This is a genomic window from Arthrobacter sp. RT-1, from assembly GCF_003367205.1.
GTDB lineage: Bacteria > Actinomycetota > Actinomycetes > Actinomycetales > Micrococcaceae > Arthrobacter.
Genome location: NZ_QRGQ01000002.1, coordinates 409,419 through 423,238 on the forward strand (window position 1 = coordinate 409,419; position 13,820 = coordinate 423,238).

At 64.4% G+C, this 13,820-nt stretch carries 12 protein-coding genes; 6 read left to right on the plus strand and 6 right to left on the minus strand.

What is annotated here, in order from left to right; genetic code table 11:
• The first annotated feature begins 232 nt into the window (after nucleotides 1-232).
• Both DXK94_RS03290 and DXK94_RS03295 read left to right on the plus strand, forming a co-directional pair.
• Nucleotides 233-1,750, plus strand: coding sequence for an MFS transporter (locus DXK94_RS03290; RefSeq protein WP_258868416.1), 1,518 nt, complete (start codon nucleotides 233-235; stop codon nucleotides 1,748-1,750).
• Nucleotides 1,751-1,886: 136 nt separating this feature from the next.
• Complete coding sequence (locus tag DXK94_RS03295) at nucleotides 1,887-2,759, plus strand: IclR family transcriptional regulator (protein ID WP_115523812.1); 873 nt, start codon at nucleotides 1,887-1,889, stop codon at nucleotides 2,757-2,759.
• Nucleotides 2,760-2,823: 64 nt separating this feature from the next.
• On the opposite strand, the gene DXK94_RS03300 is transcribed toward DXK94_RS03295, so the two are convergent.
• Complete coding sequence (locus DXK94_RS03300; RefSeq protein WP_115523813.1) at nucleotides 2,824-3,063, minus strand: hypothetical protein; 240 nt, start codon at nucleotides 3,061-3,063, stop codon at nucleotides 2,824-2,826.
• A gap of 282 nt (nucleotides 3,064-3,345) precedes the next feature.
• Here DXK94_RS03300 and DXK94_RS03305 point away from each other — a divergent pair, with 282 nt between their 5' ends.
• The 3 genes from DXK94_RS03305 to DXK94_RS03315 all read left to right on the plus strand — a co-directional run bounded on the left by DXK94_RS03305 (nucleotide 3,346) and on the right by DXK94_RS03315 (nucleotide 6,799).
• Nucleotides 3,346-3,633 carry a hypothetical protein gene (locus tag DXK94_RS03305; protein ID WP_115523814.1) on the plus strand — a complete coding sequence of 96 codons (288 nt, stop codon included), beginning with the start codon at nucleotides 3,346-3,348 and terminating at the stop codon, nucleotides 3,631-3,633.
• Between the two features lie 126 nt (nucleotides 3,634-3,759).
• Nucleotides 3,760-4,518: an SDR family NAD(P)-dependent oxidoreductase gene (locus DXK94_RS03310; protein ID WP_115523955.1), complete on the plus strand. Its 759-nt coding sequence runs from the start codon at nucleotides 3,760-3,762 to the stop codon at nucleotides 4,516-4,518.
• A gap of 340 nt (nucleotides 4,519-4,858) precedes the next feature.
• Nucleotides 4,859-6,799: a BCCT family transporter gene (locus tag DXK94_RS03315; protein ID WP_115523815.1), complete on the plus strand. Its 1,941-nt coding sequence runs from the start codon at nucleotides 4,859-4,861 to the stop codon at nucleotides 6,797-6,799.
• A 154-nt stretch (nucleotides 6,800-6,953) separates the two neighbouring features.
• Here DXK94_RS03315 and DXK94_RS03320 read toward each other — a convergent pair whose 3' ends face one another.
• The 3 genes from DXK94_RS03320 to DXK94_RS03330 form a co-directional block, all read right to left on the minus strand.
• On the minus strand, nucleotides 6,954-9,812 hold the full coding sequence (locus DXK94_RS03320; RefSeq protein WP_115523816.1) for an ATP-binding cassette domain-containing protein: 2,859 nt from the start codon (nucleotides 9,810-9,812) through the stop codon (nucleotides 6,954-6,956).
• On the minus strand, nucleotides 9,809-10,366 hold the full coding sequence (locus DXK94_RS03325; protein ID WP_258868417.1) for a hypothetical protein: 558 nt from the start codon (nucleotides 10,364-10,366) through the stop codon (nucleotides 9,809-9,811). Before DXK94_RS03325 ends, DXK94_RS03320 begins: the two co-directional genes overlap by 4 nt.
• Before the next feature lie 90 nt (nucleotides 10,367-10,456).
• Nucleotides 10,457-10,930, minus strand: a complete 474-nt coding sequence (locus DXK94_RS03330) for a GNAT family N-acetyltransferase (protein ID WP_115523818.1) — start codon at nucleotides 10,928-10,930, stop codon at nucleotides 10,457-10,459.
• A 174-nt stretch (nucleotides 10,931-11,104) separates the two neighbouring features.
• On the opposite strand from DXK94_RS03330, the gene DXK94_RS03335 reads away from it, so the two are divergent.
• A complete protein-coding gene (locus DXK94_RS03335) occupies nucleotides 11,105-11,578 on the plus strand; it encodes an SRPBCC family protein (protein WP_079595115.1) in 474 nt (157 codons plus the stop codon).
• Nucleotides 11,579-11,685: 107 nt separating this feature from the next.
• Here the strand turns inward: DXK94_RS03335 and DXK94_RS03340 are convergent, their stop codons facing one another.
• Nucleotides 11,686-12,672 carry an aldo/keto reductase gene (locus DXK94_RS03340; RefSeq protein WP_115523819.1) on the minus strand — a complete coding sequence of 329 codons (987 nt, stop codon included), beginning with the start codon at nucleotides 12,670-12,672 and terminating at the stop codon, nucleotides 11,686-11,688.
• Nucleotides 12,673-12,804: 132 nt separating this feature from the next.
• On the minus strand, nucleotides 12,805-13,578 hold the full coding sequence (locus DXK94_RS03345; protein WP_258868418.1) for a matrixin family metalloprotease: 774 nt from the start codon (nucleotides 13,576-13,578) through the stop codon (nucleotides 12,805-12,807).
• Nucleotides 13,579-13,820 lie beyond the last annotated feature (242 nt).

Genomic DNA, 13,820 nt, shown 5'->3' on the forward strand with positions numbered 1-13,820 from the left:
GAATGCCATAATTTTTGACCATCGCGTTCGACAACTGAACGAACGGAGGCAGCCGCCTTCTATGCCGCAGCGCCAGCCAGGCGTTCCCCAGCCACGCGCAGGCTCTACGAGGAAGCGCGGTGGCAGAAACTGGCACAACCCGGATGGGTGTCTGCCCAGGTGGCCTTAAGCGCCGGACAGGGGTCTGTGCGACCAACTAAAAGAGCTTCCATCCCCCACGGAAAGAAGGACAATGATGTTCGATCAGCTCGGTACGAAGCGTTCGATACCGCCCACAACCACGCGTCGACTGCGGGCCGAGGACTGCATCGTCATCGACAACCGCGACCTGCGCAAGGCCCAGGTTGGTGCGGGCGTCGGCAACTTCATCGAGTGGTACGACATCGGCATTTACGGATATCTGGCAGTCACCATGACATCGGTTTTCACCGAGGGCATGGACGAGCGGATGGGCCTGCTGGTCACGCTTCTGGGATTCGCCGTCTCCTTCGTGGTGCGGCCCCTCGGTGGAATGATTCTCGGCCCGCTGGGTGACAGGATCGGACGCCGGAAAGTGCTCTTCTTTACGATGGCACTGATGGCCGCCGCCACCACCATCATTGGCCTGCTGCCCACCGCCGGGCAGGTAGGGCTGTGGGTCATCATTCCCCTGTACCTGTTGAAGATGCTGCAGGGTTTTTCCACCGGTGGCGAGTATTCCGGCGCTGCAACCTACATTTCCGAGTTTTCCCCAGACCGCCACCGCGGGTTCATGACGGCCCTGCTGAATTCAGGATCGATGCTTGGTTTCGCTGCGGGCGCCGGAGTGGTGGCTGTGACCACGGAGGTGACGACGTCCGCGTGGGGTGCTTCAGCCATGCTCGACGGCGGCTGGCGGATTCCGTTCCTGCTCGCCCTTCCCCTGGGCATCCTTGCGATCTGTCTCCGCAGCCGCATCCCGGAGTCACCGAGCTTTGAGGTTGCCCAGGATAACGCCGAGGATAAGAACGACAACCCCATTTTCGTCAGGCATAACCTGCCGAACATCCTGAAGCACTACTGGCACCAGATCCTCATTGGCTTCGCGTTGATTGCCGCCGACGGAACCTCGTCCTACATGTTGACGAGCTACATGCCTACGTACCTGGAAACGCAGGTGGGGTCGCCAACGGTCCACACCGCTGTGGCGGCAGTGCTCGTGCTGGTACTGCAGGCCGTCCTGATTCCACTGGTCGGTCACTGGTCGGACCGCATTGGCCGCCGCCCCATCTACATCATGGCCACTATCGGCAACCTCATCCTGCTGTTGCCGGCATTCTGGCTGATGCATTTTGGTACCCTCTGGTCGTTGTATCTGGCCATGTTCCTGGTCATGGTGCCCAGCGCATTGTTCCTCGCGTTGACCGGTGCGGTAATGTCCGAGCTGTTTCCCACGGCCTCACGCTTTGGCGGCGTCGGCCTCACACACAACCTGGCCATTTCAATATTTGGCGGCACGACGCCACTGGTTAGCCAGGTACTCGTCGAGGTGACCGGCAACTCGTATGCCCCGGCCTTTTACATCATGTTTTTCTCGGCCATCGCATTCACGGCAACGTTGAAAATGCGCGAATCCGCAGGACGGCCGCTCCTGGGTTCAGTGCCGGTTGTTAGCAGCGTTGAGGAGGCGGCCGAGCTGGCCAAGGGACAGGATGCCAACGAGCGCATCGATACTGCCACCATGCTCCTCATTGGAGAACCCATATCCCGCGAGGGCGCCAGGGTCGGCTGACCCACAACCGTCGGAAGTAAGTGTTGCCCGGCCTGGCATCTGTCGCCGCCAGGTCATAACGTTGCGGTCTTGAACGCCTTGTTCGCTCTTTGAAGGGGCATAGGATGGTACGCAGACCAGTCAGGGCTGCTGTGCCATGACAGAACTGAACCAACCGGGACCGGGGGCCGATGTGGCAGCGGAAGCAGATTTGGACGTGCAGGCGGGAAATGGCAGCGACAACACCGCACCCGGCGAGACTGCTGACCTCACCAACAAGTCCGTCATCAAAGCCACAGTCCTGCTCAGTGAGCTCGGCCGGCACAGGGCGGGAATCACCGTAACCGAACTGGCCCAGGCCGTCGGAATGACCCGCCCCACGGCCTTCCGCCTGCTGCTGAGCCTGGAGCAAACGGGATTCGTTGACCGGGTTGACAACCGCTATACCCTCGGTTGGGAGATGGCGCGCCTGGGACGGCTTGCCGATCCCTATGCCGGCGCTGTTGCGAGGGTGCAGCCCATCCTGGAGGAGTACGCGGCAGTACTTAAGGAGACGCTCAGCTTTGCCATGGTGCGGGAGGCGCTGGCCTACGACGTGATTGCCGAAGCGTCCGGCTCCCGGTATCTGAACGTCACCATGTACGTGGGTGAAACCTACCCGGTGCATGCCAGTGCCACGGGCAAGCTCATGCTTGCGGAAATGAGCGACGAAGAAGTGGCTGAAGCGCTGCCCAAAAAGCTGGAAGCGTATACCTCAAGAACCATCACAAAACCCGGCGCACTCATCAAGGAACTGCACGCAATCCGGGAGCAGGGGTACGCAGTTCTGGACAGCGAACTCGAAGAAGGCCTCTTTGTCGTGGCAGTCCCGGTCCGGGACGTAGGCGGCGCCCTGGTAGGCATCGTGTCCGTCAACGGACCGGAGCAGCGGCTGAAATCGGACAGCCTGCCGGACACGATTGAACAGCTCCGTATGGCCAGCAGAGATATAGCTAAGGCCCTCCTCGGCATCGATCAGGGCAACTCCTGAACTTTCGCTTCACGTCTGACGGGCCGGGCTGTACGGCATCCGGGATGGCGGACAGCCTGTCGGGCTAGGCCTCGGCCATCTGTAGCAACTGATCCACGGACGGGTACTTCCAGCGCACGTACTGAACCGGGACGCCGGTGCGCTCTGCCACCAGGGTGTGCGTCAGCCCCTGTTGACTGCCGTACAGTTCCTTCACGCATTGGACCAATGCCGCGGTCCGGCGCTCATCGCGCTCCCTGAGGACTTCCGCAGGCTCCCTGCGCGGTTTCTGTTTCTGCTTTTGGTGCCAGTACGGCATAGTCATTCCTCCTTTTCAGGAATGCACGGGCGGGAACAAGTGGCGCGCCGCTACCTGAACGTCACGTTCATTAAATGAACATACATATTATTGTGGCCACCCTCACGTTCTTTTGCAAGGCGGGCCCCACCCACGCCCCCTGAACTTCTGCAGGGCATCCCTTGCGCGCTAATCGTGAGATGTGCCACACTGGGATTACGTTCATTTATCGAACGGCACGTTCATTTTATTTTGGTCCGTTTTGAGACATCGTCGTCTCGAAGCCGGCGTCAAGGAAGGAAAGCAAGCATGTCTATCTCGATCGGGCACCGCGCCATTTTTACCGCTTTCGGTCACCGCAACACTGTGGCGAGGCGTGAGCATGCTCCGTCCGCGCCGGAGTTTTCGCCGGGGGCCACAGGGGACGTTGTCGTTCCTTTTGAAACAGGCGTCTCCCACGAAGCGGGGGAGCTTAAGTGCTCGCCGTGGGAAGGCTTGTACCTTGAGCAGGCGCGGCCTGTCTCTACTGGGGGCGGCGAGGCTGGTCCGGGCCGGCAGCTGGACTCATTCCTTGCCGGCTTGATGTACGGCGAATAAGGCCATGGCTGCCACTCCTTATGCTGAAGCAACCCGCAGCGAAGGTGCTGTCGATTCGGCTGCTGACGACTGTGATGCCAACAGCTGCTTCTTCTGCACCAGCCCGGAAACCGATTGACCACGACTATGCAGCTTTTGGGTAAGAAGGCCCTGGTCACCGGGGGTGGCCAGGGGATCGGGAGGGGCGTAGTAGGCCGCTTCCTTGACGAAGGCGCCCGTGTGGCCGTCGTTCAGCGTCGTTCACTTGATCCGGAGCTGCAAGGCCGGTCCTCGGTGTTTGGCATCCACGCGGACCTGGCGGACACGGCCGTTCTTCCCGCGGTCGTCGATCAGGTGGTCGACCGGCTTGGCGGGGTGGACATCCTCGTCAACAACGCAGGCATCATGTTCGAGCGCAGTGTCGCTGAGATCACGCCCGCTGAGTGGGACAGCATGATTGCCCTGAATCTGCGGGCGCCGCTATTCCTTGCACAGGCCGTCCTTCCCCAGTTTCGTAAGGCCGGCGGCGGAAGCATCATCAACATTGGCTCCATCGAAGGCATTGCCGCCAATCCCCAGCACGCAGCTTATGCGGCATCCAAGGCGGGCATTCATGGGATGACGAGAGCGCTCGCCCTGGATCTCGGCGTCGACAACGTTCGATGCAACGCCATTGCCCCCGGCTGGATTGCCTCTGAACTCAGCGAAACCTATCTCGCCTCCCAGCCGGCACCGGCAGAGGCGCGAGACGCCTTGAAGAGGCTGCATCCCGTGGGCCGTATTGGCGAGCCTCGCGACGTAGGGGACCTCGCTGTTTTCCTGGCCGGCGATAATTCGGGTTTTCTCACCGGGGAGGTCATCACGCTCGACGGCGGCAGGACCGCCAGGCTGCCGCTGCCGTTCTGACGAAGCCTCCGTGTCCGGACTGGCAGTATTACGCCCACTCTTCCGCGTCCAGTCCGTTCATTGAGTGAACGTAACGTTCGAAATATTTGCAGATACTCCTTGTGGTTCAGGGTGAGCTGCGCCACAATCGAGAATGTTCAATCAATGAACACCCTGTTCAAATTTGTCGACGTCCAATGGCGGGCCTCCTACTAACCCTTCAAAAGTCTCCGGAACCTTCGGTTCCCTCGTCCCAGCTTCCCACTCCGTGGGGACCTGATGGGAAGACAACTTCCCAGCAGTGCCTTTCATCGCATCTGCAAGCCCCGAAAATCCCTACCGTTTGCTGAAAGAGGCTCCCATGAGCACCAAACATTCCGCTCCGGACGTGCCGGAAGAAGAGGTGGTAACGGCGCCACCCGTGGATGACACCGCCCTCCTGCACCGCACCGAGTCCGAGGAGGTGAAGATCCTTGAAAACCTAAAAGACGGCGTCGCCGAACGGCGCGGTGCACTCAGGAAACACGCCCGTGGGCTCGATAAGACGATCATCGTAGTGACCGGTGCCCTGGTCATTGCGTTCCTGGTGTGGGGTTTCACCGACACCGATGGGCTGGCGGCCGCATCGACACTGGCGCTGAACTGGGTCCTCGGAACCTCGGGATGGGTCTTCGTCCTCCTCTCCTCGGTCTTCGTCGTGTACGTCCTGTGGCTGGCGGTCGGACGCTTCGGGAACATCCCGCTGGGCAAGGACGGAGAGGCCCCGGAGTTCCGGACCGGGTCCTGGATCTCGATGATGTTCGCCTGCGGCATGGGCATCGGCCTGATGTTCTACGGTGTCGCCGAGCCGCTGTACCACTACATTTCCCCGCCCCCGGGCACCGTGGACGGGCAGACAGCCGAAGCGGTGGAAACCGCGATGGCGACCTCGGTGTTCCACTGGACCCTGCACCCCTGGGCGATGTACGCCGTCGTCGGTATCGCAATCGCCTACAGCACCTTCCGGCTGGGCCGCAAGAACCTGCTCTCGGAATCGTTCGTCTCCCTCTTTGGCCGCAAGGCCGTTGATGGTATCGGCGGCAAAATCATCAACATCCTCGCCATCTTCGCCACCCTCTTTGGCTCCGCCGCGTCCCTTGGCCTGGGAGCACTGCAAATCGGCAGCGGCCTGCAGTTCAACGGCGTCGTCGGCGAAGTCGCCACACCCCTGCTCGTTATCATCATCGCCGTCCTGACGTTCTGCTTCGTCGCCTCGGCAGTGTCGGGTCTGGAAAAGGGCATCCAGTTCCTGTCCAACACCAACATGGTCCTCGCCGTCGTTCTGGCCGTCATCGTGTTCGTCGTCGGGCCCACCCTGTTCATCCTGAACCTCATCCCCTCCGCCCTGGGTTCCTACATCCAGCAGCTGCCGGAGATGGCAGCCCGCACCGAAGCCACCGGGGATGACACAATGCGGTCCTGGCTCTCGGGCTGGACCGTGTTCTACTGGGTCTGGTGGATGTCCTGGACCCCGTTTGTGGGCATGTTCATCGCCCGTATCAGCCGCGGACGCACCATTCGCCAGTTCGTCACCGGCGTGCTGTTCGTCCCGTCCCTGGTCTCCCTGCTGTGGTTCGCCGTGTTCGGCGGCACAGCCATCCACCAGCAGCGCGCCGCGGACGGCACTCCCGATACCGGCGACGGCATCGCGACAATCGTTGACGGTGCACCCGCCATCTCCTTCGACGGTGCGCTCTTCGCGATGCTCAACGGGCTCGGTACACCCCAGTGGCTTACTGTCGGCCTGGCCATCCTCGCTATGGTCCTGACCGCGATCTTCTTCGTCACGGGCGCCGACTCTGCCTCCATCGTGATGGGCTCACTGAGCTCCCGCGGCACCCTCAAACCCTCCAAACCCGTCGTCGTGTTCTGGGGAACCCTGATGGGTACCGTCGCGATCGTGATGCTCCTGGCCGGCGGTGACACACCAGCCGAAGCACTCGGCGGACTTCAGCGGATGACCATCGTCGCCGCAGCGCCCTTCGTTATCGTGCTGCTCGTCCTCTGCATCGCCCTCGCCCGGGACCTTCGCCGGGACCCCATCTGGCTCCGTAAACAACTCTCCGACTCCGTCATGCGACGCACCGTCCGCGCCGCCGTCGATGAACATGGCCACCAAAAATTCATCCTCGCCACCAAAGAATCCACCGCCCCAGCCACCGGACCGCTGCACGCCGTGGACGCCACAGCCGCAGGAGCACCCATCTACGGCAGCGGCAATGGACACCGACCGGAAGCCAATTACGAGAGGCAGAAGATTTAGCCGGCCTTCGTCCAACGTGACGGCGCACTAACGCGCACACCTGAAACCGAGGTCTCGGCTGGTTCCCCGCCAGCCGAGACTGCGGCAATGTGCAGTCTTTACGGTCGCGATACGAGTCAAAGGCCTTCGGCAGGAGCTACTTTCCGCGGGGTCCTTAGACCCTAAGTTGCGGCCGGTCCCTGGCTTGGGTTGAGTGCGCCGTCGCGGCTTGGCTACCCATGCTGGAGACCGGCTTCACCCGCCGGAACGCGGCGAGAATCGCCCGCCCCACCACAACGATTCCGACGATCGTGGTGACGGCCCGCAGGGTGTCCCAGCCCGCCGTCGACGTCACCAGCGAGTACAGCAGGAAGCTGCTGAGGTTGGTGGCCAGCGGTGCGCCGGGCTCGTAGGAGATGCCGGTGCCGGCACCCACCGCGAAGGGCCAGAACCACAGGTTGGTCAGCAGACCGAACAGGTAGGACGCCACGGCGCCGTAGCCGCACAGCATCCACAGTTCCGCTTTGCCCCGCACCCGGCGGGGGAGCAGGCCTGCACCGGCGCCCACCCACGCGCACGCGAAGATTTGGAACGGCGTCCAGGGCCCAACGCCACCCCACAGAACGCTGGAGACGGCGATGGTGGCGGCGCCGAGGAGCAGGCCAAAACGGGCACCGAACGCCCGCCCGGCCAGGATCAGCAGGATAAAGACTGCCTCCACGCCCCCGACGCCGGTGCTCGCCACCCGCACCGCCGAGCCGACCGCGGCCAGGACGCCGAGCAACGCCACCGTGTGTGCCGAGCGGACGGAACCGTCGAGGGACACGACGACGGCGACCGCGGCTAACGGCGCGATGGCCAACGCCGCGTAGGGGAGGGCAGCGGCGGCATCCTGGGGGAGGGCCGCGGCGAGCAAAGGCCAACAGAAGGCGCCGAGTGCCAGAATGTTTGCGGCCGCGAGGACTGCGAGTTCGACGCCGCGCGGCAGCCGGATGCGGTGATGTTTTTGCGGGGCCTGGGAATCTGCTTGTTCGTTGATGACTTCTGGCTGTGGTCCGGCAGCTGTCAGTTGGAGATCCGGAAGGGTCGGTTCGGGTGCACCGGCCGCGGCAGAGGGCGCGACGCCGTCACGCATCGGGAGGATCCGGGCGCCGAGGCCGTGGGCGAAGTCGAGGTCGTGCGTGGCGATCAGGACGGCCGTGCCGGTGTCCGCCGCTGCACGCAGCGCCGCCGAGACTGCTGTGCGCGCGGCCGGATCAAGTCCACGGGTGGGCTCGTCGATCAGGAGGACCTGGGGGTCGTCCATGGTCTGCAGCGTGATGGCAAGGATCCTGCGCTCTCCTGCAGAGAGGTCCCGGGGATGCTCGTGGCCAATGGGAATACTGACGTCTCCCCGCAGACGGGCAAGGTGTGCAGCTGCAGAACCGGGCTCCGGCTGTCCGCCATTCTTGCGGCGGGCCAGCCGCCGTTCGGCGGCGCGGAGCTCTCCTGCCACCGTATCCCTGGTGAAAAGGTCGTCCGAGGCGTCTGGCACCAAGGCGACGCGGCCCCCGTCGACCGTGCCGCCGTCGTACGTTTTCGGACCGCTCTTTCCTTCACCCGCCGTGCCTTCACCCAGGGCGAGCGCCACCAGGAGGGAAGACTTCCCGGCCCCGTTTGGCCCCACCAGGGCCACCACTTCACCGCGGTGCAGGGTCAGGGATGCGTCGCGCACGAGCGGCTGGCCCTTGCGGTGCACCGCAAGGTTTGTCGCCGTCAGCACGGGTGTGAGGTCCGTTGGCTCTACCGGCATCGGACGGGCCTCGAGAGGGTGCGACGGCGCGGGCGCGGCACCCGGAACCAGCGCGCCGTCGTCGATGGTCCACCAGGAATCGGCCACCGGCACGAGCGCTTCCGCAAGGTGCTCCGCCACAATGACGCAGACGCCGGCGTCGCGGGCGAGGGCGTGAAGCACGGCGATGACGCGTCCGCGGGCGGCGGTGTCGAGGTCCGCCAGGGGCTCATCCACGAGCAGCAGGGCCGGATGATCCACCACGGCAGCAGCGATGGCGACGAGTGTTGCCTCACCGGCTGAGAGGGTGCTGAGATTCCGGTCCAGCAGGTCCGTCACCCCGATACGCCCGGCGACCTCCAGCACGCGGGCCTTGGCGGAAGCGGATGGGGCACCGCGCAGCTCAAGGGCGAGGGAGATCTCGTCCCGGACGCGGGTGCTGGCGAACGCAGCGCGGGGATTCTGCAGGACGACGCCGATGTGGCGGGCAGTATCGCGCGGCGGCGTGGCGGCACGGTCTATTCCGCCGACGCTGACGGTGCCGGAAATTTCCCCGCCGTCAACGTGGGAGAGGAGGCCGGCGATGCCCCCCAGGATGGTGGACTTGCCGGAGCCCGTCGGCCCGGTAATGACGTTTATTGAGCCGCGCGGCGGCTTGAATTTCGCCACAGCCACCTGCGCGCCACCAATGCGGAACTGTGCGTCCCGGATGAGGACCGGCGCTTCTGTACTTTGGCCGGGGCGGTGCGCCGCCCGGCTCCCGAAGCCCCGCAGCTCCAGGGCGGCGGCAACCCGGCCTGCGTGCTCAAGGGTACGCTCCAGCACGGGCACCAGGGCGCGTGCTCCAAACTTTTCACCCCGCAGCCGGAAGGCCAGGCGCACGGAGGCAACGGCGTCGGCCAGTGCAGGAAGGGCCGCCCACGCCACCACAAGTGTCCGCGCCAAACCCTGCACAGGGCCGCGGCGGGCCAGGTGCACGAAGCCGCGCGCCACGTCCACGAAGGCGTTGAGCAAGCCGAAACCGAGGATCACGCCGGCAATCGGCAGGGCGGACAGCACCGCCTCCCACAGCCCGGATCCCGTGACGGGGCCGAGGAGGACCACGTGGGCGTACGGGGCAGGCAGCCGGATTGCGGGCAGGTCAAGCAGGAGCGGCCCGCCAATGGCCGTCCCGTGGAAAAGGATGCGGTAGATGACCCGCGCCGCGACGAAGATGGCGGCCAGGGCCGCCGCGGCGCGTAACGGCGCGGGTCGGAAGGTCATGCCTTGGGGGCGGCCGGTTCGCCGTCGACCGTGTAGAGCAGTTCCAGGCTCTCGCCGGGGCTCACTTTCAGGGTGGCGTGGCCTTCCTGGGCATAGGCCCAGTCACCGGAGGCGGGCTTCACCCAGAGGGACCAGTAGGCGAAGGCGGCGGGCATCCCCTTGCATTCTTCACGGTACGTGCCGGCCTTGTGGGTAATGTCGAAGTCCGCGGCGGGGACACCGTTCACGCGGCAGACCAGTTCGGTGGGGTACTGCTCGGTGCCCTCGGTTTTCACGTCAGCCTTGTCGAGAATCTCGGAAGCGACGGTGGGCTCGTCCACATCCACGCAAACGGAGGTGTCGGCGGCGTCCTGCTTGAGGGCGCCCGAATCCACGATGACCTTCACGCCTTCGCAGGGTCCGGCGTCGGCGCTGGCTGAGGCCGCTGCGGTGGAAGCCGGTGCGGAAGTGGTTGGCTGGGTGGCGGCCGGCGAGGAGCAGGCGGCGAGGGAAATCAGGAGACCGGCGGCGGCGAGCGAGCTCGCGGCGGCGGTGCGCATCTTAGTCAAAGTCACCTGTCAAGGGTAGGCCGTTGCCTGTCCGGAGCGGGATGCTGTCGCGTTGTGTGACGTCAGTTCTCGAGCCCGCTGGCTGCGGGGTCCCCGCTACAGGCCCAGTTCCATGAAAACGCTGTGCGGATCCAGGGTGTAGCCGGCAAACGGCGGGCACTCGGTGAAGCCGTGCCGTGCATACAGCCGCCGCGCGGGGGCGAAGTAGTCCTCGGTTCCCGTCTCGAGGTAGACGCGCTCCAGGTTCCGGGCGCGGGCGTCGTCGAGGATGTGCCGGAGCATCAAGGTAGCCACGCCCCGGCCGCGTGCTCTGGCCGTGGTGCGCATGGACTTGATCTCGCCGTGCATCGCTGGCCCGGACGGGGAATCCAGGAGCTTGAGCGCGCCGCACCCCAGCAGATCACCGTTCTCGCGGGCCGTCCAGAACGTGATGGACGGTACGGACAGGGCGGAGTGGTCCAGGGCGTGGACACTTTCGGCGGGTGAAGTGGCGTACATATCCGCCAGGTGTTCGCTGAGGAGTTGATGGACGTCGGCGCGTGCGGGGTCGTCCCGGTCAATGGAAATCATCGGCTCAAATCTACCGGCTGGCGCCGCCAATTCGTCCATCCCGACCTGCAATTTTAGGGTCTGGACCCCGGTGACGGGCGGAATTATGGTGAAAGTGTGGCGGCTGCCTGACTGGCAGGATTGCCAGTGCTGCCGGTCCGCTGTTGCGGCCGTCCGTCATGAGGAGCAAGCAGAATGGAACACGTTGAAGAGACCGTTGAAGTCGATGTCCCGGTGCGGACCGCGTACAACCAGTGGACCCAGTTCGAATCCTTTCCGCAGTTCATGTCCGGCGTGGAATCCGTAACCCAGCTGACCGACACCACCAACCACTGGGTAACCAAAGTGGGTGGCGTGCAGCGGGAATTCGATACTGAGATCGTTGACCAGGAGCCTGACGACCGGATCGCCTGGCGCAGCACCGACGGCAAATCCCATGCCGGCATCATCAGGTTCACGCCGGTGGATGCCAACCACACCAAGGTCAGGGTCCATTTCGAATGGGCGCCGGAAACCGTCACTGAAAAGGCAGGCGCGGCACTGAAGATTGACGAGATGCAGGTGAAGGCGGACATGCGTAAGTTCAAGGCCTTCATCGAATCGCGCGGTACCGAAACCGGCGGCTGGCGCGGCGAAGTCAAGGACAGCGGCCCCACCGGGCAGTTCTAGGAGTGCCAGCGGGACCAACTGGGGAAGCGACCCCCACCAAACAGAAACGCGGTCGACGGCGGGGACCTCCCGCCGTCGGCCGCTTCCGAGTGAGGCGCGTTAGGCCGTTACCGCCCGACGAGGCCCATGTGCAGGACGTTGTAGCGGTTTCCCTGCACGCCGATCCGGCTGGCGACAGCATTCAGATCGGCGACCTCATCGGCGGACAACGCCACGGTGGTGGCGGCTGCGTTCTCCTCGAGGCGCTCGCGACGGCGTGTCCCCGGGATCGGCACGATCCATGGCTGCTGTGCCAGGAGCCATGCCAGCGCGATTTGTCCGGGGGTGGCGTTCTTGGCGGCGGCCAGTCCTGCGACGTGGTCCACCAACGCCTGGTTAGCGGCGCGGTTCTCGGCCGTGAAGCGCGGGATGGTGCCGCGGACGTCACCTTCCGCGAATTCTGTGGACGTGTCTACGGTGCCGGTGAGGAAGCCCTTGCCGAGCGGGCTGAAGGGCACGAACCCGATCCCCAGTTCTGCCAGGGTGGGCAGCACTTCCGGCTCCGGGTCCCGCGTCCACAGCGAGTACTCGCTCTGCACAGCCGTTACCGGAAAGACGGCATGCGCTGCACGGATGGTCGCAGCCGAGGCCTCGGACAGCCCGAAGTGGCGGACCTTGCCGGCCTGGACGAGTTCGCCGACGGCACCGGCCACCTCTTCAATAGGCACATTGGGGTCCACCCGGTGCTGGTAAAAGAGGTCAAGCGTGTCGACGCGCAGCCGGCGGAGTGACTCCTCCGCCACGCGTTTGATCCGCTCCGGCGAACTGTCGAGTCCTATGGATTTGCCGTTCTCGATCCGCCAGCCGAACTTTGTGGCGATGACCACCTCGTCCTTGACCGGCGCGAGGGCTTCGCCGACGAGCTCCTCGTTGACGAACGGGCCATACACCTCCGCCGTGTCAAAGAAATTGATGCCCATCCCGACGGCGTCCCGCAGCACCCCGATCATCGCCTGCCGGTCCCCGGGGTTGGGGCCGTAGCTCTGTGACATTCCCATGCAGCCAAGGCCAACAGCCGATACCTGCAGACCTTGCCCAAGTGTTCGAGTGTGCATGAAGTCTCCCTCGTTGATGACGTCGCTGCCGGGGCGTGCCCGGCCTTCCTCCAGTCAACGGCTTTTCGCGGCGCCTGTGGGAGTCCCTGCTGAAACGGGTACTGGCAGGACCTCCCTAAGCGGAGCATCACTTCATAAACGCGGGACGCACTTGCCGGTTCCCAGCAGCGCAAGCCCGGCGCGGTCGCCGTCGCCGAAGTCCAGTTGCCCGCTGTTCTCTTCGTACATCAGCTGCGTGGGATCGTTCACGTGGCCGAGACCGACAACATGCGCCAGTTCGTGCATGATGATGGCTCGAATCGACGCCGGGCCATTCGGAGAGGCCAGTGTTTCAGTCAGTCCTGGCGCATCCAGCTGTACCTGGCCCGTGACGTACACGTAGGGCTCACCCGGAACCTGGATCGAGGCGCTGCCTCCCGTTCCTGCAATTCTTCCCGTCAGCTCAGGGGCCTCTTCCGGCGTGGACCACGCAATCAGGACCGGCGCCCATCTCTTGCCGTAGCGATCAGGCTGGTACGCCTCTCGAACCTTCGTCGGTGCTTCGGACGTGATCCCGTCGTACACGAACTGCAGTCCGGAAGCAGCGGACACGGCGGACACGGCCTCCTGTATGAGCTGGTCCGTGCCGGGCGGTGCCAGGTCCGTCCGGACAACGTAGTGAACGGGACGGCACGGATCGTAGGCCACAAACGGCTGGTCCGCATCGGGCGACTCCTGCAGGACATACGCCGTCGACCCGGTGCTGGCAGGCGGGATACCAAGTGGGGATGAAGCGGCTTCAAAACCTGGCGGCGGGACTTCAGAGCCGGGCAAGTGGGGCAGTGCCTGCGACAAGATGTACCGATCGAACAATGATGGCGCGAAGTAGAGTCCGACGACGAGCCCGACGCCAAGAACCGTGGCCACCCCTGATCTCCACTTACGGGTGCGACCTGCCTTGGTCTCCCGGAAGCGACGCCTCTTTCCTGCGCCTTGGGTTGCCGCCGTCCGCCAGGGCTCGGGATTCTCAAGCTTGCCGAGTGCCTCATCAATCGCCCACTGTGGGATACGACCGCTCGGCGAACGCCTCACGCCTGGAATGTCATGGCCGTTGGCAGGCACACCTGAAGAGTCCTTATTGCCGAAACCCGATACCACCAGCGCCCCCT